The 17,983-nt window shown below is 69.6% G+C and carries 22 protein-coding genes; 17 read left to right on the top strand and 5 right to left on the bottom strand.

What is annotated here, in order from left to right:
• Position 1 precedes the first annotated feature (1 nt).
• Positions 2–658 (bottom strand): sugar phosphate isomerase/epimerase family protein, encoded by a 657-nt coding sequence (locus Hhyl6_RS13370; protein ID WP_483739753.1) that lies wholly within the window; start codon positions 656–658, stop codon positions 2–4.
• A 94-nt stretch (positions 659–752) separates the two neighbouring features.
• On the opposite strand from Hhyl6_RS13370, the gene Hhyl6_RS13365 reads away from it, so the two are divergent.
• The 5 genes from Hhyl6_RS13365 to Hhyl6_RS13345 all read left to right on the top strand — a co-directional run bounded on the left by Hhyl6_RS13365 (position 753) and on the right by Hhyl6_RS13345 (position 6,195).
• Positions 753–914 (top strand): hypothetical protein, encoded by a 162-nt coding sequence (locus Hhyl6_RS13365; protein ID WP_483739752.1) that lies wholly within the window; start codon positions 753–755, stop codon positions 912–914.
• 87 nt (positions 915–1,001) lie between these two features.
• Complete coding sequence (locus Hhyl6_RS13360; protein ID WP_483739751.1) at positions 1,002–2,075, top strand: thiamine ABC transporter substrate-binding protein; 1,074 nt, start codon at positions 1,002–1,004, stop codon at positions 2,073–2,075.
• Between the two features lies 1 nt (position 2,076).
• Positions 2,077–3,894 (top strand): ABC transporter permease, encoded by a 1,818-nt coding sequence (locus tag Hhyl6_RS13355; RefSeq protein ID WP_483739750.1) that lies wholly within the window; start codon positions 2,077–2,079, stop codon positions 3,892–3,894.
• On the top strand, positions 3,884–4,960 hold the full coding sequence (locus Hhyl6_RS13350; protein ID WP_483739749.1) for an ABC transporter ATP-binding protein: 1,077 nt from the start codon (positions 3,884–3,886) through the stop codon (positions 4,958–4,960). Before Hhyl6_RS13355 ends, Hhyl6_RS13350 begins: the two co-directional genes overlap by 11 nt.
• Positions 4,961–5,097: 137 nt before the next feature.
• Entirely contained in the window at positions 5,098–6,195 is a 1,098-nt protein-coding gene (locus Hhyl6_RS13345; protein ID WP_483739748.1) for a CapA family protein, read from the top strand.
• Positions 6,196–6,198: 3 nt separating this feature from the next.
• Here Hhyl6_RS13345 and Hhyl6_RS13340 read toward each other — a convergent pair whose 3' ends face one another.
• Complete coding sequence (locus tag Hhyl6_RS13340) at positions 6,199–7,122, bottom strand: hypothetical protein (protein WP_483739747.1); 924 nt, start codon at positions 7,120–7,122, stop codon at positions 6,199–6,201.
• Positions 7,123–7,287: 165 nt separating this feature from the next.
• Here Hhyl6_RS13340 and Hhyl6_RS13335 point away from each other — a divergent pair, with 165 nt between their 5' ends.
• Entirely contained in the window at positions 7,288–7,899 is a 612-nt protein-coding gene (locus Hhyl6_RS13335) for a translation initiation factor IF-2 subunit beta (RefSeq protein WP_483739746.1), read from the top strand.
• 62 nt (positions 7,900–7,961) lie between these two features.
• A complete protein-coding gene (locus tag Hhyl6_RS13330) occupies positions 7,962–8,378 on the top strand; it encodes a hypothetical protein (protein WP_483739745.1) in 417 nt (138 codons plus the stop codon).
• Between the two features lie 7 nt (positions 8,379–8,385).
• On the opposite strand, the gene cysK is transcribed toward Hhyl6_RS13330, so the two are convergent.
• Together cysK and Hhyl6_RS13320 are read right to left on the bottom strand one after the other, a co-directional pair.
• Complete coding sequence (gene cysK / locus Hhyl6_RS13325; protein WP_483739744.1) at positions 8,386–9,324, bottom strand: cysteine synthase A; 939 nt, start codon at positions 9,322–9,324, stop codon at positions 8,386–8,388.
• 62 nt (positions 9,325–9,386) lie between these two features.
• Positions 9,387–10,139 (bottom strand): SOS response-associated peptidase, encoded by a 753-nt coding sequence (locus Hhyl6_RS13320; RefSeq protein WP_483739743.1) that lies wholly within the window; start codon positions 10,137–10,139, stop codon positions 9,387–9,389.
• Positions 10,140–10,222: 83 nt separating this feature from the next.
• Here Hhyl6_RS13320 and Hhyl6_RS13315 point away from each other — a divergent pair, with 83 nt between their 5' ends.
• The 8 genes from Hhyl6_RS13315 to Hhyl6_RS13280 all read left to right on the top strand — a co-directional run bounded on the left by Hhyl6_RS13315 (position 10,223) and on the right by Hhyl6_RS13280 (position 15,837).
• Complete coding sequence (locus tag Hhyl6_RS13315; protein WP_483739742.1) at positions 10,223–11,107, top strand: aldo/keto reductase; 885 nt, start codon at positions 10,223–10,225, stop codon at positions 11,105–11,107.
• A 3-nt stretch (positions 11,108–11,110) separates the two neighbouring features.
• On the top strand, positions 11,111–11,863 hold the full coding sequence (locus Hhyl6_RS13310) for a class I SAM-dependent methyltransferase (RefSeq protein WP_483739741.1): 753 nt from the start codon (positions 11,111–11,113) through the stop codon (positions 11,861–11,863).
• A 66-nt stretch (positions 11,864–11,929) separates the two neighbouring features.
• Entirely contained in the window at positions 11,930–12,316 is a 387-nt protein-coding gene (locus Hhyl6_RS13305; protein ID WP_483740732.1) for a hypothetical protein, read from the top strand.
• Between the two features lie 57 nt (positions 12,317–12,373).
• A complete protein-coding gene (locus Hhyl6_RS13300; RefSeq protein WP_483739740.1) occupies positions 12,374–12,748 on the top strand; it encodes a cyclophilin-like family protein in 375 nt (124 codons plus the stop codon).
• A gap of 2 nt (positions 12,749–12,750) precedes the next feature.
• Positions 12,751–13,134, top strand: coding sequence for a gamma-glutamylcyclotransferase family protein (locus Hhyl6_RS13295; RefSeq protein WP_483739739.1), 384 nt, complete (start codon positions 12,751–12,753; stop codon positions 13,132–13,134).
• Positions 13,135–13,186: 52 nt separating this feature from the next.
• On the top strand, positions 13,187–14,425 hold the full coding sequence (locus Hhyl6_RS13290; protein ID WP_483739738.1) for an ornithine cyclodeaminase, nickel-pincer nucleotide-dependent: 1,239 nt from the start codon (positions 13,187–13,189) through the stop codon (positions 14,423–14,425).
• A gap of 99 nt (positions 14,426–14,524) precedes the next feature.
• Positions 14,525–14,938 carry a hypothetical protein gene (locus Hhyl6_RS13285; protein WP_483739737.1) on the top strand — a complete coding sequence of 138 codons (414 nt, stop codon included), beginning with the start codon at positions 14,525–14,527 and terminating at the stop codon, positions 14,936–14,938.
• The gene (locus tag Hhyl6_RS13280) at positions 14,935–15,837 is read left to right on the top strand and encodes a hypothetical protein (protein WP_483739736.1); all 903 of its coding nucleotides are present in this window, start codon (positions 14,935–14,937) and stop codon (positions 15,835–15,837) included. The genes Hhyl6_RS13285 and Hhyl6_RS13280 overlap by 4 nt, the downstream gene beginning before the upstream one ends.
• A 31-nt stretch (positions 15,838–15,868) precedes the next feature.
• Here the strand turns inward: Hhyl6_RS13280 and Hhyl6_RS13275 are convergent, their stop codons facing one another.
• The gene (locus Hhyl6_RS13275; protein WP_483739735.1) at positions 15,869–16,141 is read right to left on the bottom strand and encodes a DUF7553 family protein; all 273 of its coding nucleotides are present in this window, start codon (positions 16,139–16,141) and stop codon (positions 15,869–15,871) included.
• Between the two features lie 105 nt (positions 16,142–16,246).
• Here Hhyl6_RS13275 and Hhyl6_RS13270 point away from each other — a divergent pair, with 105 nt between their 5' ends.
• Together Hhyl6_RS13270 and Hhyl6_RS13265 are read left to right on the top strand one after the other, a co-directional pair.
• On the top strand, positions 16,247–17,626 hold the full coding sequence (locus Hhyl6_RS13270) for a phosphoribosylglycinamide synthetase C domain-containing protein (protein WP_483739734.1): 1,380 nt from the start codon (positions 16,247–16,249) through the stop codon (positions 17,624–17,626).
• A gap of 57 nt (positions 17,627–17,683) precedes the next feature.
• The gene (locus Hhyl6_RS13265; RefSeq protein ID WP_483739733.1) at positions 17,684–17,929 is read left to right on the top strand and encodes a DUF7127 family protein; all 246 of its coding nucleotides are present in this window, start codon (positions 17,684–17,686) and stop codon (positions 17,927–17,929) included.
• The last annotated feature ends 54 nt before the right edge of the window (positions 17,930–17,983 follow it).

Genomic DNA, 17,983 nt, shown 5'->3' with positions numbered 1-17,983 from the left:
GTCAGGCCAGCCACTCTCGGACCTGCCGGCGGGCCGCCTCCTGATGGTCCGGCATCACCTCGACGACGACGCGGCCATCGAAGTGGGCGTCCAAGAGCGCCGCGGTGCGTTCGAGAGGCATCTCGCCGGCGCCGAAGGGGAGGCCGTCCTCGGTCAGCGTCGCGTCGTTGAAGTGGACCACCCGAATCCGGTCGCCGTCGCGCCGCAGGAGGTCGGTCAGGCCGTCGAGGTAGTCCGGTTGGGACATGAACAGGTGCGCGGTGTCGAGGACGAGGTCGTGGCCCCGGTCCAACAGGAGGTTCCGCAGGTGGAACGGGGTCGCGCCGGGGTTGTTCTCGTAGCCGTACGGGGCCTCGAAGTCGTAGGCCTCCAGCGTCTCGACGTGGGTGTGCTGGGCGTACTGGCTGTGGACGACCAGATAGGCGTCGAGGCGGGCGGCCAGCGCGTCGCTCCGGCGGAACGGGCGTCGGTCCTCGGGGGTGGCGTGGAGCGTGTGGACGGTCGCGGCGTCGACGGGCGACGCGTCCACCGTCTCGGCCGTCGCCGTTACGTCCTCCAAGTCTGCGGGACGTAGGTGGAGTTCGACGCTGTCGAAACCGCGGTCCGCCGCCGCGGCGAGCGAGTCGGGGTCCGGCGGGCACTTGCCGACGAGGTCCATCGTGGTCGGGTTACGACGCCGGGCCTCTAAAACGCCGCCCCACGCAGTTCGAGCACCCGAGCGCTCATGTCGGTATGGCCCTTGCGGTCCGACGATGCCCGTTGCGTCCGCGGACCCCGACGACGCGCTGTTCACCCTGCGCCGGGAGCGCCGGATGACCCGGACTCACGCCGCACTCTGGGCGCTCACCCTCGCCCTGTTCGCGGCCGTCACCGTCGGCGTCGTCGGCCACAACGCGGTCCTCCTGTTCGCCTGAGACGGGACCGAGATAGCGTGCCCCCGGGCGCACCAACACTGTCCGAGAACACGGGGGTTAAGTACAACTAAGTGCGACCACCCGGTAATGGACAGGCGGAACTTCCTCACGGCGGCCGGCGCGACCGTAGCGACGGCGCTGACCGGATGTAGCGGTATCGGCACAGAGGGCGACACGACAGGCGACGCCGACACCGAGCGAACGCTCGTCGTCGGGACGTACAGCCCGTTCATCGACGCCCCCTCCTCCAGCCCCGGCGCGTGGCTCAAAGAGCAGTTCGAGAGCGAGTTCGACGCGCGGCTGGTGTGGCAGACGCCGAGCAACGAGGTCAACCACTTCATCGAGCGCCAGAAGGCCGGGGTCGACGTGGAGGCCGACGTCTACGTCGGTCTGAGTGCCGACGACCTCGTCCGCGTCGACCGGACGCTCGACGCCCCGCTGTTCGCCGACGCCGGCGACGTGAGCGGCCAGAGCGACGTGAAAGACGCGCTCACCTTCGACCCGCAGGGCCGGGCCGTGCCGTTCGACACCGGGTACATCAGCCTCGTCTTCGACGGCACGTCGACGACGGCCCCCGAGACGTTCGAGGGACTGCTGGCGGAGGAGCACGCCGGCGCCCTCATCACCCAGAACCCGAGCAGTTCCGACACCGGCAGAGCGTTCATGCTCCACACCGTGAAGCAGTTCGGCGCCGACGGCTACCTCGACTACTGGGCCGACCTGCAGGACAACGGCGTGCGCGTGCTGGGCAGTTGGGACGACTCCTACAGCGCGTGGTCGGAGGGCGAAGCACCCATCGTGACCTCGTACTCGACCGACCGCGTGTACGCCAACCGCTACGACCAAGACCTGGCGAAACACCGGATTCGCTTCCTGAACGACCAAGGATACGCCAACCCCGAGGGGATGGCCGTCTTCGAGAACGCGAACGAACCGGACCTCGCCCGCGAGTTCATGGGCTTCCTGCTCCGCCCCGAGGTGCAGGGCGAAATCGCCGTGCGGAACGTCTCGTTCCCGGCGACGACCGACGCGAACCTCCCGAGCGACTACGCGGAGTTCGCGCTGGAACCGCCGGAGGCGGTGACGTTCACCTACGACGAACTGCAGGGCTCCGTCGGCGGGTGGGTCGAGGACTGGAGCCAGCAGTTCGCCCAGAACTGACGTGAGCGACGCTGGCGACGGAACGGCGGCCGCTCGCAGGCCGCGAGAGCGGCGGGTGCGCGCTCGCCTCGAACGCTACGTGCTCCCGACGCTGGCCGCCGGGACGGTGGCGCTCCTGTTGGTCGTCTTCTACTACCCGGTGGCGACGGTGTTCGTCGACAGCGTCCTCGTCGAGGGGCGAGCGACCCTGTCGGTGTTCGCGCGCCTCCTCGGCGACCCCTTCTACGTCGGTGACCTCGCCGGACTGGCCGCCGGGAAGTCGCCGCTGGCCGTCCTCGGGGACCTCCTCTCGCCGGACCGCCGACTCGGCGTCGTCGGGTTCACGGCGTATCAGGCGGCGCTCTCCTCGGTCGCGAGCGTCGTCCTCGGACTGCCCGCGGCGTACCTGCTGGCCCGCTACGAGTTCCCCGGCCGGCGGACGCTGCGCTCGCTGACCATCCTGCCGTTCGTCCTGCCGTCCATCATGGTCGCGGTGGGGTTCGTCGCCACGTTCGGCCGGAACGGGACGCTGAACGCCGTCATCGGTGCGCTCGGTCTCGGCGAAGTCGACCTGCTGTTCACGCTGGAGGCCGTGATAATCGCCCACGCCTTCTACAACGCGCCGCTGGTCGCTCGCGTGACGACGGCGGCGTGGGAGTCGGTCGACGCCAGCGCCGTCGAGACGGCCCGCAGTCTGGGGGCGAGTCCTCGTCGGGCGTTCCTCGACGTGGTCGCCCCGCAACTGTACCCGTCGGTGCTGATGGGGGCGGCGCTAACCTTCGTGTTCACCTTCGGCACCTTCCCCATCGTCCTCGCGCTGGGCGGGTTCCAACTGGCGACGGTCGAGGTGTTCGTCTACCAGTTGATACGGGACTTCGAGTACGCCGAGGCCGCGGCGCTGGCCGTCGTCGAACTCGCCATCTCGCTGGGTCTGCTGTATGCCTACCTGCGGTACGAGGCGCGACACAGCACCCGGGCCCGCGGCATCCGACCGCTCCCCCGGCGGCCGCTCCGCCCCCCGTCGCTCTCGGTCGGGGAACTGCTCCCGAGAGCGGGGCTCGCCGTCTACAGTGTCGTCGCGCTGGCCGTCTTCGTCGCGCCCATCGCGAGCATGGTGTACGCGAGCGTGAGCGGCCCCGCCGGACTGACGCTCGCACACTACGCGTTCCTCGTCGAGCGACAGGCGACCGCGGCCGCGTTTCAGGTGACGCCGTGGGACGCCGTCCGCAACTCGCTGGTCTTCGGGGTCGGGTCGCTCGTGGTCGCCCTGCCGATGGGCGTCGTCGTCGCCGTCCTCACGACCCGCGAGTACCGCGGTCGGAAGGTCCTCGACGCCGTCGGGATGGCACCGCTCGCGGTGTCGAGCATCGTCGTGGGCCTCGGCCTCCTTCGGGGACTGGTGTTCGGCGTCGAAATCGGCGGCACGCGCCTCGCAGTCGGCGGTGCTCTCGCCATCGTCGCCGCTCACGCCGTCTCGGGCTACCCGTTCGTCGTCCGCACCGTCGCGCCCGGACTGGAGCGCATGGACCAGTCCCTCGTCGAGTCCGCCCGGGCGCTGGGCGCACCGCGCGCCCGGGTGCTCACGGACGTCGAGTTACCGCTGGTGTGGCCCGCCGTCGTCGCCGGCGCGGCGTTCGCCTTCGCCATCTCCGTCGGGGAGTTCTCCGCGACCGTCGTGCTGTCGACGGGGACCGACCAGTTCACGATGCCCATCGCTATCGAGCGGTTCATCGGCCGACGACTCGGTCCGGCGACGGCGATGGGCGTGGTCCTCCTCGTCGTGACGGCTGGCAGTTTCCTCGTCATCGACCGACTGGGGGGTGCAGACGGTGGCTTCTGACGCCCCGGCGGTGGCGCTCGACGGCGTCATCCGGCGCTACGGCGACACCACCGCGCTGGCGGACGTCTCGCTGTCGGTGCGCGAGGGGGAGTTCTTCACGCTCGTCGGTCCCTCTGGCTGTGGGAAGACGACCACACTGCGACTGCTCGCGGGGTTCGAGACGCCGACGAGCGGCGCCGTCCGCTTCGGGGGCGACCGCGTCACCGGCGTCCCCCCGGAGGACCGCGACGTGGGCGTCGTCTTCCAGAACTACGCCCTCTTTCCGCACATGAGCGTCGGCGAGAACGTCGCGTACGGCCTCCGGTTCACCGACCCGCCCGGCGGCGTCTCCCGGGACGAACGAGTGGCGACCCTGCTGGAACTGGTGGACCTCGGGGGGACCGAGGACCGTGACCCGGACACGCTCTCGGGCGGGCAACAGCAACGGGTGGCGATGGCCCGGGCGCTCGCGCCGGGACCGGACGTCCTCCTGCTTGACGAACCGATGAGCGCGCTGGACGCGAAACTCCGCGAACGCCTGCGAGTGCAGGTCCGCGAGATTCAGCAGGAACTGGGCATCACGACGGTGTACGTCACCCACGACCAAGAGGAGGCGCTGGCCGTCTCCGACCGGGTGGCCGTCGTCCGCGACGGACGCGTCGAGCAGGTGGGGTCGCCGCGAGAGATATACCACCGCCCCGCGACCCGGTTCGTCGCCGCCTTCGTCGGCGACAACAACGTGCTCTCTGGCCGCGTGACAGACGTCCGGTCGGGAGCCGACGGCCCCGTCGCGTCGGTATCGGTCGGCGGCGAGTCGCTGACCGTCGGACTGGACAGTCGGAACCGTGCCGACGTCGGTGACCGCCTCACGTTCTGTATCCGGCCGGAGCGACTCTCGCTGGACAGGGGCGAGACGGCGCTCTCGGCGTCGGTGACGAGCGCGGAGTTCCTCGGCGAGACGACGCGGGTCCACCTCGACTGGGGTGAGCAGACCCTCCGCCTCAGGACGGCGTCCCCGCCGAGCGGCGACGTGACCGTCCGGTTCGACCCGAAGGACGCCCACGTCGTCGCCGTCGACGACTCGTGACCGTAACGGGCGGTCACAGACCCCACCGCAGGGATGCTGGAGGTCAGCGGTGAGTATCGCCGTGAATGTTCGCCCACCACCTCGAATAGCCGTCTCGGGGACCGGGTTCAAGAGGGTGCCACGCTTCGTGACTGACGATGGCTCCGACCCGCCGCAGCGTGCTCGCCGCTTCGCTGGCCGGTCTCGGCGGTTGTCTGGGAAGCGCCGGCGAGGTTCCCGTCGAGTGTCCGCCCCCCGTCGACGCCGGCGGGACCGCGCGACTGGGGTTCGTCGGGGACGTGATGCTGGGCCGGAACGTGGACGACCGCTGGCGGGAGGACCCAACCGGCGTCTGGGACGGGATGGCCGACCGCCTCGACGCGCTCGACGGCCTCTTTCTGAATCTGGAGTGTTGCATCTCCGCTCGCGGCGACCCGCGGCCCGGCCGAACGTACCACTTCCGGGCGCACCCGTCGTGGGCGACAGACGCCCTCCGGAGCGCCGGCACCGTGTTCGCGAGTCAGGCCAACAACCACGCCCTCGACTTCGGACCACAAGCCCTCGGCGACACCCTCGACCACCTCGCCGACGCCGGCGTCGCCACGGCCGGGTCGGGACCGGACAGGGCCGCGGCCTTCGAACCGGTCCACGTCGAGGTCGGCGGACTGGACGTGGCCGTCGTCGCCGTCACCGATCAGTCGCCGAGTTACGCCGCTCGTGCGAACGCGTCAGGGACCGCCTACGCGCCACTGAACCCGAGTGACCGACTCACCCGCAACTGGGTCGGGGGAGCGCTGGCACGAGCGCGGGAGCGCGACCCGGACCTGCTGGTCGCCTCGCTCCACTGGGGGCCAAACTGGGAGACCGCCCCTTCGGAGACGCAACAGTCGGTCGCCCGATGGCTCGTCGACCGCGGGGCAGACGTGGTCCACGGCCACAGCGCCCACGTCCTGCAGGGCGTCGAGACGTACCGGGGCCGCCCGATTATCTACGACGCCGGGGATTTCGTCGACGACTATCTCGTCAAGGACGACCTCCACAACGACCGGAGCTTCCTCTTCGAACTGGTGGTGGCCGACGGCACGCTCTCGGCGCTCGAACTGGTGCCGGTCGAAATCGTCGATTCGCGCGTGACGCCCGCGGACGAGACGGCCGCGCGGTGGCTTCGCGACCGGATGCGGTCGCTGTCGGCCCACTTCGAGACGACGGTCCGCCGGGACGGGGCGGGCCTCCGCATTCCGCTCGGGAACTGCTGACGCTCAGTCGTCGTCTTCCTCGTCGTCTTTCGGACCCGCGTGGTCCGGTGGTCCGGCGTGGCCGGGCGCGTTCGAGTGGTCCGGTGGCCCCGCGTGGTCGGGCGGACCGGCGTGGTCCGGCGGCCCTCGGCGGTCGTCGTCATCATCGTCGTCGTGGTCGTGGTCGTCGTCCCGGTCACGGTCGTCGTCGTCGTGGTCGTCGTCCCGGTCACGGTCGTCGTCGTGGTCGTCGTCCGACCCGTCACAGGACCCACGACGGAGGCGGAGTCGCCTGTCCAAGTCCAGTTCGTACCGGTCCGGGTCGTCGATGTCGCCGGAGAGCACCTCCCAGTCGGTGATGCGGCCGTCGTAGTGGTCGCCGAACAGCGCCGCCTCCGAGTTGAACGACGGGTCGATAGTCAGCGAGAGGTCCCGCACGTCCAACCCACGGAGCGCGCCGCCGTCCGTCCGTTCGGCGGCCCACGTCCAGTCCACGCGCGTTCGCGTGTCGTCGATGTCCCAGCGGTCGTAGTTCGAGTCCCCGTCGTAGAAGTCGTCGCGCACCACCCAGCGCGCGTCGCGGGGGATGCCCTCGATGAGGAACGAGACAGACCCCCCCGGAGAGTCGTCGTCGAGTTTGTCGTGGACGACCACGAGGCTGAGGCCGTCGGGCCCGTCGTAGAGGAACAGGATGCTGGTGTCCCGGCGCTGGAGGTCACGCGTCCCGGTGGAACTGAAGTACCGGTCTTCCTGTCCCCAGCGGTAGAACTCCCTGACGGGTTCGTCGCCCGACAGCGGTGTAATCGGGATGCAACGATTCCCCTGTTCGACGACGAACCGGTGTTCGTCCGCGGCGGCGGACCCGGCGGCGAGGCCGAGAGCGCCGACGGCGGTGCCCGTGCTTGCGAGGACTCGTCTGCGGGTCCAGAGCGGCGGGTCGACGGTCATACCGGACTCCACCGGCGACGCAGAATTTGTTATGGTGCGCCTATACTCACGACCGCCTGTCTGGACGGGCTTACCGCCCGCATTCTCCGGCCGCAGACCGTCGGACCGCCGACGTGATAGCGGCTATCACGGAACCCATTTACGTCAGAGTCCGCTCTATCTGGTATGAACTACGAGGCCGCACTCCAGCGAGCGTACGACGTGCTTCCAGACCAACCCAGAGAGGCGGGTGAGCGCCTCTCCATCCCGGACCCGGAGGGACAGACCGACGGGGCGTTCACACGGCTGACCAACCTCGAATCCATCGCCGACGCCCTCTCACGGGACGCTCAGCACCTCCACAGCGCCATCCAGCGCGAGTTCGGGACCAACGGCCAGTTCGACGGCGGCGAGGCCCGCTACAACGGGTCGTTCGACGTCGCGGACTTCCAGGCCGCCATCGACGCCTACGTGGCCGAGTACGTCACGTGTTCGGAGTGTGGCCTGCCCGACACCGTCCTCAAGAACGAGGACGGCGTCGACATGCTCCGCTGTCAGGCCTGTGGTGCGTTCCGCCCCGTCTCGAAGAGCGCGAGCAAGAACACACAACAGCAGACGCCCACGCTCGAGGAGGGCGAGACCTACGAAGTGAAGATTACCGGCACCGGCCGCGAGGGCGACGGCGTCGCCGAGAAGGGCAAGTACACTATCTTCGTCTCCGGGGCCCGCGAGGGACAGGTCGTCAACGCCTACATCGAGTCTATCAGCGGCACCCTCGCCTTCGGTCGCGTCCAGTAAACCGTTCTGCGGGCGGATTTCGCCACCGAAAGCACTTATCTTCGCCACTCCCAGCCCGTGCTATGGTCGACGAGAGCGGCGAGGTTGGACTGTACGTGGTCGCGGCGGTGGCGCTCGGCCTCGGCGTATCACACACCCTGTCGGGGGTGCTGGGAGCCGTCGCCTCGCCCGATTCGACGGGCACGATAGTTCTCGCGGGTAGTCGAGCCATGTTGGGACTCGTTCTCCTCCCCGCTGGCGTCGGCGTCGCCCTTCGGAAGCCGTGGGGCCGCTGGGTCGGCGTCGTCGCGTTCGGCGGTCTCGCCGTCGTGCAACTCCTCCCCTTGCTCTCGGGGGCGACGCTCGCGGTGCCGCTGGCGGGCGTCTTGCTCTCGACCGGGTGCTCGCTCTACCTCTTGCTGGCCGGCGAGGTGTTTCGGGACGACGACGACGGGCGTGTCCTGACCGAAGACACGAACCCGCACGAGTTCGTCCGGTAAGTCCGAATTACTCGCCGGCGTTCCACAGGTCAGTCGAGAGGTAGCGCTCGCCGGTGTCCGGCAGGACCACCACGACGGTCTCGGCGGGGTTGTCGTGTGCGTACTCGGTGGCCGCGTGCAGGGCCGCGCCGGCCGAGATGCCGACCATCAGTCCCTCCTCGCCGGCGAGACGGCGGGCCGCGGCGACGGCCGCGTCCTCGCTGGCGACGCGCACCTCGTCGAGCAGGTCGGTTCGAAGGATATCGGGGACGAACCCCGGGCCGATGCCCTGAATCCCGTGGCTGTCCGGGTCGTCGTTCGACAGCAGTTGCGAGGCTTCGGGTTCGACGGCGACGGACGTGAGCGGTGCGTCCTGCTCCTCTTTGACGAACTCCGAGATGCCGGTGATGGTGCCGCCGGTGCCGACGCCGGCGACGACGGCGTCTACCTCGCCGCCGGTATCCCGCCAGATTTCGGGGCCGGTCGTCTCCCGGTGAGCGCGGGGGTTCGCCGCGTTCTCGAACTGGCTGGCCCGAACGGCGTCGTCGGCCGCGGCTAGTTCGTCCGCTCGCTCGATGGCTCCGCTCATGCCGTCGTCGGCCGGCGTCAGTTCCAACTCGGCGCCCAACCCCGAGAGCAGGCGCCGCCGCTCCTCGCTCATCGACTCGGGCATCGTCAGTACGCAGTCGTAGCCCCGGGCCGCCGACACCGCCGCCAGTCCGATGCCGGTGTTGCCGCTGGTCGCCTCGACGACGGTGCCGCCGTCGGGCAGTTCCCCCGACTCGGCGGCCGCCTCAACGATGTACGCCGCGATGCGGTCCTTGACCGAGTAGGGGTTGGCCGCCTCGTACTTCCCCAGCAGGTTCTCGGCGAACGAGTCCAGACGGACCAGCGGCGTGTTCCCCACGAGGTCCGTCACGTCCGATGCGACTGTCGGCGTCTCCGCTCGCTCCGCGAACGATTGCATGCGGCGGCCTTCTCCGCTGGCGGGGGAAACGTTCCACCCTGAGAACTGTGGGTGTCGAAACGCTACGGCTCGACTTCTTCGAGTAGTTCCGGGCCGTCGTTGCCGGGGCTGTTGACCGCCGTCGAGACGGGGTAGGTCCGCATCGCCCCGTCGTAGGGGTCCAGCAGGTCCGCGGCGGTGTCGGTGTCGGCGGTGAGCCACGTCTCCTCCTCGTCGGGGTCGAGAATCACGGCCATCCGGTGGTGGAGGTCACGGACGGCGTCGTTTGGCTCCGTGGTGACGACGGTGAACGTCTCCACCACGTCGTCCTCACCCCCCTCGCCGCCGCCCGCACCAAATTCCCCGAGGCCGGTCTGGCGTTGGGGCGGTTCCCATCGCTCGTAGAGCCCCGCCATCGCGAAGATAGCGTCGTCGGGCAGGGCGACCCGGTAGGGCTGTTTCCCGCCGCCACCGCTGTCTCGCGGCGTCGTCGCTCGACCGTTCGCGGAGCCGTGTGCCGCGCTGTCCACCCACTCGTAGAACCCGTCGGCCGGCACCAGACAGCGGCGGGACTCGTAGGCGTCGGCGAAGGACTTCTTCTGGCCGAGCGTCTCGGCGCGGGCGTTGATGTAGCCGTGGTCCGAGCGAGCGTCGGCCCACGAGGGAATCAGGCCCCACTCCATGCGCTGGATGTTGTCGGGGTCCTCGGTAGTGACGACGGGGAGGGCCTGACTCGGCGCGGCGTTGTAGCGGGGTTCGAACGCGAAGTCGAACGCGGCGTCGAACCGCGCCTCGACGTCCGCCGGCGGCGCGAACAGGCTGTAGCGGCCACACATACCACCGGGAATGGCGGCGACGAGCAAAAGTCCTCCCCGTGACCGCCACCAACAGTTTTGCGCGTCCGGTTCGTCGCTCCGATATGGAGACCCGACCACTCGGCGCGACGGGACAGGAGAGCACCGTAGCGACGTTCGGCGCTATCGCCCTGAACTGGCTGGAACAGGAGGGCGCGAACCAGATGGTCGAACACGTCCTCGACTTCGGGGTGAACCACTTCGACGTGGCCCCGACGTACGGCGACGCCGAACTGAAACTCGGCCCGAAACTCCGCCAGCACCGCGACGAGATTTTCCTCGGCTGTAAGACCCAAGAGCGGGGCTACGACGGCGCGGCCCGGAAGATAGACCGGTCGCTGGACCGACTGGGCATCGACACCATCGACCTCTACCAGATTCACGGACTGGAGTACGAGTCGGAACTGGACGAAATTACGGGCGAGGACGGCGCGCTCGCGGCCATCCGCGAGGCGAAGGACGAGGGAAAGATAGACCACGTCGGCCTCACCAGCCACGGCGACCCCGGCCTGATTCTGGACGCTATCGACCGCGTGGACGACCTGGAGACGGTGATGTTCCCGCTGAACCCCGTCGTCGCGGCGAAGGACGACGACGAGCACGACTACGAGGCAGTGCTGAAGCGGGCCGAGGAGGAAGACGTCGGGACGCTCGGCATCAAGGCCTTCGCCAAGGGGTCGTGGCCGCCAACCTCGGAACTCCCGGAGGCCGACCGGCCGTTCGCGAACTGGTACGAACCCGTCGCCACCCCCGAGGCGATACGCGACCGCTTCGACTTCGCCGCGTCGCAGGGCCTCACTAGCGTCGTGACCCCGGGCGACCCGAAACTCGTCTCGACGGTGCTCGACGCCGCCAGTCGCTACGACGGGATGGACGAGGCCGCCCAGCGCGCCCTCGTCGAGGAGTCGCGCCACGACGACAGCCCCGTCCCCGAACAGCTCCACCACTGAGCCGTGAGCGAGGACGGAGCGCCGCGGGACGTTCCCGAGACGGTCGAAGCGGCGCTGGCTGACCGCCCCGTCGAAGGGCGAGTCTGTCTCGAAGCGGGGGCCGGTGTGGGAAACACGACCGCGGGACTGCTGGACGCCGGTGCGGCCCGCGTCTACGCCGTCACGGACGACCCCGCCCACGCCGAGACGGTTCGAGCGCGGTGTGCGGACGCCACCGACCGCCTCGTCGTCGTCGAGGGCGACCTCAGACAGACGCCGATTCGGACCGGGTCCGTGGACCTCGTCACCGCGCACGGCCTCTGTAACGTACTCGACCCGGCGGCGCTCGACGCCGTCGCCGCCGAACTCGCTCGCGTCGCCGCGCCCGGCGCACAGCTCGTCGTGGACGACTACGAACCGCTCCCCTGGGACGCGACCGTCCGGGACCTGTTCGCCCTCGAGAACGCCGCAAGCGAACTCGCCGACGGCCGGCCGGCGCTGACGTTCTACCCGGCGTCGTTCCTCAGGCGCTTCTTCACCGGCCACGGGTGGGCCTTCGAGCGGGAACTGACTCTCCTCGACCCGGTGCCGTGGACCGAGAGCCACCTCTCCGCTCACGCCCGCGTCGCTCGGGACGCGGCGGCGCGACTCCCCCCGGACCTGTGCGACCCGCTGGAACGGCGCGCCGAGTCGCTCGTCGACGCCATCGGGTCCGAGTCGGTCGGGACGATGTACAGCCTCGCGATGACGCGCTCGGCCGCCCACGACGCGGAGTGAGCACCCAATCGGGGGGTCCGCCCGCGAGTTTAAACCGGACGACGCCGTACCGTGGCACGAAGCCACATGACGACGGACCCCTCGTTCTCGATTCCGCAACGCCCGGAACGGCGGTTCCCCCACGGGAGCGGCGTCGAGTACGAGGGCGGGACGGTGTTCGAACTCGTTCCGGACGGCGACCTCCCGACGTCGGCCCTCGCCGACCGGGTCGCCGGCATCCTCGCCGACGGCCCCTACCGGTACGGCGACTTCCACGACCTGCCGATGCCGCTGTGGCTGGTCCGCGACGAGGAGACGGCCGACGTGTTCCGCGTGGCTGTGCGGGACGGCACCGTCAGACTCCACGTCCTGCCGACCACCGAGTCGGCGGGTCTCCGACGGTTCTACGAGCGGTTGCGGGACGCCGAGGCCGACCTGTCGTGGCGCGTCGACCGCTCCGTCGAGGAGGCGTAGGGCGACGGCCGTGCTCGTCCGGTGGAGCTATGCCACTGGCAGGCACACCAGCCGTCGATGAGCGACCTCCGACTCCGCGTCGACGGGACGGACCTCACCGCGACGTGGACCGACACGAACCGGCGGACGCGGGCCACGCTCGTCGACGCGCTCCCGGTCGCGGGCGAGGCGGCCCGCTGGGGCGACGAACTGTACGTCTCGGTAGCCGTGGACGTGCCGCCAGAGGACACACAGACCGAGGTGCCGGTCGGCGCCGTCGCCTACTGGCCGCAGGGGAACGCCCTGTGTCTGTTCTGGGGGCCGACCCCGGCCAGTCGAGACGGGGAGCCACGGGCCGCCTCGCCGGTGAGCGTGGTGGCACAGGTCGACGACGTGACGCCGCTCGACGGCATCGGCGACGGCGGGGCCTCGGTCCGAGTCGAGCGAGCGTGACGATGGACGTGTTCGTCTACGGGACGCTGACCGACCACGCGACGGCGCGGGCGGTGCTCGACACCTACGAGTACCGCGGGTCGGCGGAACTGGTCGGCCTCCACCGCACCGACGGGCGGTATCCGACCCTCGCACCGGGCGGCCGGACCGAGGGCCGGATTCTGCGGACCCCGGACGTCGACGCGCTGGACGCCTACGAGGGGGTCGACCGGGGCCTGTACGTCCGCGTCGCCGTACCGCTCGCGTCGGCGGACGGAACCGTCGAGTGCTACGTCGGCGACCCGACGGCGCTGGGGGCGGCCGTCGAGTGGCCCGGCGAGGGCGACTTCGAAGAGCGGGTGCGGTCGTTCTGTAACGAGGCGGACGTCGCGGTCCGTCGCCGGTAGCGAGTGGCACGGACCCAAAACCGTCTTACCCGGGTGCCTCCATTCCCCGTCCATGACCGTCTCTCGCGAAGTGATACTCGAAGGGCACATCATCGACTCCGGGATGATGCAGTCCTGTTTCGGCACCATCATGGATATGGGTGGCTCCTTCACCGTCGAGGAGTTCGACATCGGCCGCCGCAAGGACGAGGAGTCCTACGCCCGGATGCTGGTCGAGGCGGAGGACGAGGCGACCCTCCAGTCCATCGTCCACGAACTCCACCAGAACGGCGCCAACCCCGCCGACCCGAAGGACGCGAAACTCCAGCCGGCGCCCGCCGACCAAGTCGTCCCCAAGGGGTTCTACTCGACGACGAACCACCCGACGTTCATCCGCTACGACGGCGAGTGGGTCGAAGTCGAGAACATGGAGATGGACTGCGCCGTCGTCGTCGAAGACGGTGCGGAGCCGAGAGCCTACACGAAGGTCCTCAACGCCGTCGAGGAGGGCGACCGCATCGTCACCGGCGAGACGGGTATCAAGGTCGAACCGCCCGAACGACCCCGTGACTCCGGCGGTGCCTTCGGCTTCATGCAGGGCGGCGTCTCGGCGGAGCGCCCCTCCGAGTCGACCATCCAGAAGATAGCGAACGCCATCGAGGAGACGAAGAAGGAGGGCGGGAAGGTGCTGGCCGTCTGCGGCCCGGCGCTCATCCACTCCGGCGCCCGCGAGGACATGGCCCGTCTCGTCCGCGAGGGCCACGTCGACATGCTCTCGGCCGGCAACGGCTTCGCCGTCCACGACATCGAGCGTGACCTCTACGGCACGTCGCTGGGCGTCGACACGGAGACGCTCGACCACGCCCGACACGGCCACAAACACCACATCTACGCCATCAGCGAGGTCATCCGCGAGGGCGGCATCGAGGAGGCCGTCGAGTCCGGCACCATCGAGTCCGGCGTGATGTACGAGTGCGTCGAGAACGACCGCCCGTTCGTGCTGGCGGGGTCCATCCGGGACGACGGTCCCCTGCCCGACACCATCACCGACGCCGTCGAGGCCCAGAACGCCATCCGCGAACAGGCCCACGAGGCCGACATGGTGTTGATGCTCTCGACGCTCCTGCACTCCGTCGCCGTCGGCAACTGCCTCCCCTCGACCACCCGGGTCGTCTGCGTCGACATCAACCCCTCGACGGTCACGCAACTGCTGGACCGCGGCAGCGCGCAGGCGGTGGGGATGGTCACCGACATCGGCACGTTCGTCCCGATGTTGGCCGAGCAGTTGGACGGTAGCGAGGGGCGCGACTGAAAAGAGCGGTCGCCGAACGAACGGCCCTCTCGCCACCGACGGCCAGTTTACACCCCGTCGCGGAGCAAGACTTATTCTGAGCGACCGGAAACTGCGACCGTGTTCCGTCGCTCGTTCCTGACGGGCGCGTCGGCCGCCCTCGCCGGGTGCGGCCTCGCGCCGTCGGGGCCCTCCACCGAGTCGTACCCCGAATCGCCCCCGAACGTCTTCCTCTCGTTCGACTGGCGCGAGGCCGAGTCCGCCGTCGACGTCACGTTCGTCCGCGGGAACCGCGTGACCACCGAGAACACCGCCGAACTGGCCGTCCGGTCGGCCGAGAGCGACCGCGCAACGGTGTGGGTCAGCCGTGACCGCGACGCCACGGCGGAGTATCCGCTGACGCCCGGTGCGACCCTGCGTCACTCGCTCGGCGAGACGGCCGGCGTGCGGGTCGTCTGGACCGCGCCGGACGGGGTGAACAGTGCGCTCATCGCCGCCGCCGACCGCCAGACGCCGACGGCGGGAGAGCGATGAAGCGGCGGCAGTTCCTCGCCGCGGGTAGCGGAGCGGTGGCCGCCCTCGGCGGGTACCTCGGCCTCCGGGTAGCCGACCTCCGACCGTACGACCCCGACTTGCCGTCGGGCGAGACCCCTCGAGAGCGCATCGTCGCGGCGGCGCGGCACCGCTACGCCGCCGACCACCGGGCGCTGACCAGGGTCCGGATAACCGAGGACTCGGCGGGCCCGGCCGGGTACGACGCCGCGGTCTACCGCGAGAGCCACCAGCACTCTCGGCGGAGGCACACCCACGTCTTCACGACGCGCCGGCAACCGCCCGGGCGAGTCCCGAACCCCTTCTACGGCCTGTTCGGCCACTTCCACTGGGGAATCCTAGACGGAGACGACCTGCCCCACACCTCCGTGGTCCACCTCACCGACGGCGCGACCCTCGCCAGTTGGGACGCGCCGACGCCGGCGTCGGTGACGGCCCGACCGGAACTGGGGTCCGACGCCATCCGCGGCCCGAACCGGACCCTGGCGTCGGGGATGGGCGGCGAGTGGATACGCCCCCACCGAACCGAGTGGGCGTCCGGCGAGGGAGACCGGACCTTCGTCGTCGCCGACCGCGACGGCTACGCGCAGGTCGTCACGCTCCCGTTCGGGGCCGAGCGACTCGGCGATGGCTGTCGGGTCACGGTGACGCTCGACGAGTCGGGCCGCCTCGCACGCATCGTCGACGAGCGAGTTCTCCTCGTCCGACCTCGGAGCGACGACCCGGACGGCGTCGGCGACGGTCCCCGGACCGTCGGCTACCGAATCGTCACCGAGTTCGACGAGTACGGGACCGCGACCGCACGGAGACCGGTGGGCGACGCCGAGACGACGGTCCGCGCGCGGCTATCGAGTCTCCTCACGGACGTCGGGCGGTACTGAACTGCCGAGAAGCCGCTGCGTTCGGTCCGCTTCAGACCCCTTCGAGGTCCGAGCGGTACTCGTTGATGGCGTCGTCGGCCTCGCCGATGGTGTCGGCCACGTCCTCCCCGTCGCCCGAGGAGAGGTCGTTCAGGGCCGACTGGATGCGGGCGAGACGCCCGTGGTCCGGGCCGCGGTCGGCCGTCGACAGCCGTTCCAACTGGTCGGCCAGTTCGCCGAGTCGCTCGCTGGCGTCGTCGCTTGCGGTGTCGTCAGCGGCCGATTCGAGCAGGTCGCTCGCTGTCGCGAGTTCTTCGCGGGTCATACTCGAACGTTCTTCGAACAGGGATAAAACGGTTCTCGTGGGGCAGAATGTTGCGCCTGTCGCTGACGGGCGAACGTTTAGGCCGTCAGCGGTCGCACGTCGGTCATGGCGAACTTCCTCTTTTGCTCGCTCGACGCCCCGCTGGTCGCCGACATCGCGTGGCGCGTCGAGCGAGAGGGCCACGACGTGCGGTACTTCATCAGCAACCACCACCCGGCCGAACGGGAGATAGGCGACGGCTTCGTCACCAAGAGCGAAGACTGGCGGGCCGACGTGGGGTGGGCGGACGTCGTCGTCTTCGACGACGTCTGGGACGGCAGCGACGTAGGTACCGGCAAGATTTCCGAGGAACTGCGGGCCGACGGCCACGCCGTCGTCGGCGGCACCGAACTCACCGACCGACTGGAGGACGACCGCGGGTTCGCGATGGAGACCTTAGAGGAGTACGGCGTCGAGACGCTCCCCCACCGCGAGTTCGAGAGCTTCGAGGCCGGCATCGAGTACGTCCGCGAGAACCCCGCGCCGTACGTCGTGAAACCGCTCGGTGAGGTCCAGAACGTCAAGCGCCTACTGTACGTCGGCCGAGAGGACGACGGGTCCGACGTGGTCGCCGTGCTGGAAGCCTACGAGAAGGCGTGGGGGGACCGGATGAAAGGGTTCCAGTTGCAACGGCGGGTCGAGGGCGTCGAAGTCGCCATCTGCGGCTTTTGCAACGGCGACGGGTTCGTCGAACCGATAAACGTCAACTTCGAGCACAAGAAACTGTTTCCCTCCAACATCGGCCCCTCCACGGGCGAGATGGGGACGAGCATGTTCTGGACGGACCGCTGTCCCCTGTTCGAACAGACGCTCGGCAAACTCGAACCGCTCCTCGCGGAGGAGGGGTACGTCGGCAGCATGGACGTCAACTGCATCGTCGACGCCGACGGCGTCTATCCGCTGGAGTTCACGCCTCGCTTTGGCTACCCCTCCATCTACATCCAAGAGGAGGGGATGGAGACGCCCATCGGCGAGTTCTTCGAGGCCATCGCGAACGGCCGGGACCCGGACTTAGAGGTCCACTCGGGGTATCAGGTCGGCGTCCGCGTCTGCATGCCCCCGTTCCCCTACGACGACGAGCAACTGTTCGACGAAACCACCCGGAACGCGCCCGTGACGTTCGACGACGACTCGGTGCGAGAGGAGTACCACGTCGAGGACGTCAAGCGGGTGCCGGTAGGCGACGAGGGTACGGACGAGGCCGTCGCCGGTGCCGTCTACCCCGACGGCCAGTGGCGCGTGGCCGGGACGTCCGGCATCGTCCTCGTCGCCACGGGGAAGGGCGAGACGATGCGCGAGGCCCAAGAACGCGCCTACGACCGGGCGCGGAACGTCCTCATGCCGAACTGCTTCTACCGCACGGACATCGGCGACCGGTGGTACACCGACGCCAGCGACAGACCCGGCGGCGACGGTGACCGCTTACAGGCGTGGGGCCTCCTCTGATTCGGCGCGCGCCGAACGGCCCCCTATACGGCTGTGGCACCTACCCACATCCGTCCGATGGACGCGACACACGACACCGACGAGTTGGACGTCTCGCGGTCAGAACACGACGACGGCTGGACCGTCGCGGCGGACCTCTACCCCGTCGAGGACGACGCGGTGACCGTCGAAGTCGTCGGCGACACCGCCATCGTCGCCGTGGACACGGCCCTCTACCGCACCGAGTTCGACGTCTCGCTCCCGGCGAGCGGCGGGACGGCGTCGCTCAACAACGGCGTTCTCGTCGTCTCCGGCGAGGCCTGACGCCGAATCCGTGGCCGGCCCGGTAGCCGCGACGTGACTCCACAAGAGACTTGA

This window comes from Haloarcula sp. H-hyl6 (genome assembly GCF_056934455.1).
The sequence above is the reverse complement of the archived record's forward strand: the minus strand, read 5'-3'. Positions and strand labels throughout refer to the sequence as shown.

What these genes read in the sequence shown, in the direction of transcription:
- Hhyl6_RS13265 (WP_483739733.1), top strand. Translation starts at nt 17,684, where the DNA reads ATGGACGCGACACACGACACCGACGAGTTGGACGTCTCGCGGTCAGAA.
- Hhyl6_RS13370 (WP_483739753.1), bottom strand. Translation starts at nt 658, where the DNA reads ATGGACCTCGTCGGCAAGTGCCCGCCGGACCCCGACTCGCTCGCCGCG.
- Hhyl6_RS13345 (WP_483739748.1), top strand. Translation starts at nt 5,098, where the DNA reads ATGGCTCCGACCCGCCGCAGCGTGCTCGCCGCTTCGCTGGCCGGTCTC.
- Hhyl6_RS13335 (WP_483739746.1), top strand. Translation starts at nt 7,288, where the DNA reads ATGAACTACGAGGCCGCACTCCAGCGAGCGTACGACGTGCTTCCAGAC.
- Hhyl6_RS13270 (WP_483739734.1), top strand. Translation starts at nt 16,247, where the DNA reads ATGGCGAACTTCCTCTTTTGCTCGCTCGACGCCCCGCTGGTCGCCGAC.
- Hhyl6_RS13320 (WP_483739743.1), bottom strand. Translation starts at nt 10,139, where the DNA reads ATGTGTGGCCGCTACAGCCTGTTCGCGCCGCCGGCGGACGTCGAGGCG.
- Hhyl6_RS13275 (WP_483739735.1), bottom strand. Translation starts at nt 16,141, where the DNA reads ATGACCCGCGAAGAACTCGCGACAGCGAGCGACCTGCTCGAATCGGCC.
- Hhyl6_RS13300 (WP_483739740.1), top strand. Translation starts at nt 12,374, where the DNA reads ATGAGCGACCTCCGACTCCGCGTCGACGGGACGGACCTCACCGCGACG.
- Hhyl6_RS13340 (WP_483739747.1), bottom strand. Translation starts at nt 7,122, where the DNA reads ATGACCGTCGACCCGCCGCTCTGGACCCGCAGACGAGTCCTCGCAAGC.
- Hhyl6_RS13295 (WP_483739739.1), top strand. Translation starts at nt 12,751, where the DNA reads ATGGACGTGTTCGTCTACGGGACGCTGACCGACCACGCGACGGCGCGG.
- Hhyl6_RS13280 (WP_483739736.1), top strand. Translation starts at nt 14,935, where the DNA reads ATGAAGCGGCGGCAGTTCCTCGCCGCGGGTAGCGGAGCGGTGGCCGCC.
- Hhyl6_RS13290 (WP_483739738.1), top strand. Translation starts at nt 13,187, where the DNA reads ATGACCGTCTCTCGCGAAGTGATACTCGAAGGGCACATCATCGACTCC.
- Hhyl6_RS13305 (WP_483740732.1), top strand. Translation starts at nt 11,930, where the DNA reads ATGACGACGGACCCCTCGTTCTCGATTCCGCAACGCCCGGAACGGCGG.
- Hhyl6_RS13360 (WP_483739751.1), top strand. Translation starts at nt 1,002, where the DNA reads ATGGACAGGCGGAACTTCCTCACGGCGGCCGGCGCGACCGTAGCGACG.
- Hhyl6_RS13330 (WP_483739745.1), top strand. Translation starts at nt 7,962, where the DNA reads ATGGTCGACGAGAGCGGCGAGGTTGGACTGTACGTGGTCGCGGCGGTG.
- Hhyl6_RS13365 (WP_483739752.1), top strand. Translation starts at nt 753, where the DNA reads ATGCCCGTTGCGTCCGCGGACCCCGACGACGCGCTGTTCACCCTGCGC.
- cysK (WP_483739744.1), bottom strand. Translation starts at nt 9,324, where the DNA reads ATGCAATCGTTCGCGGAGCGAGCGGAGACGCCGACAGTCGCATCGGAC.
- Hhyl6_RS13315 (WP_483739742.1), top strand. Translation starts at nt 10,223, where the DNA reads ATGGAGACCCGACCACTCGGCGCGACGGGACAGGAGAGCACCGTAGCG.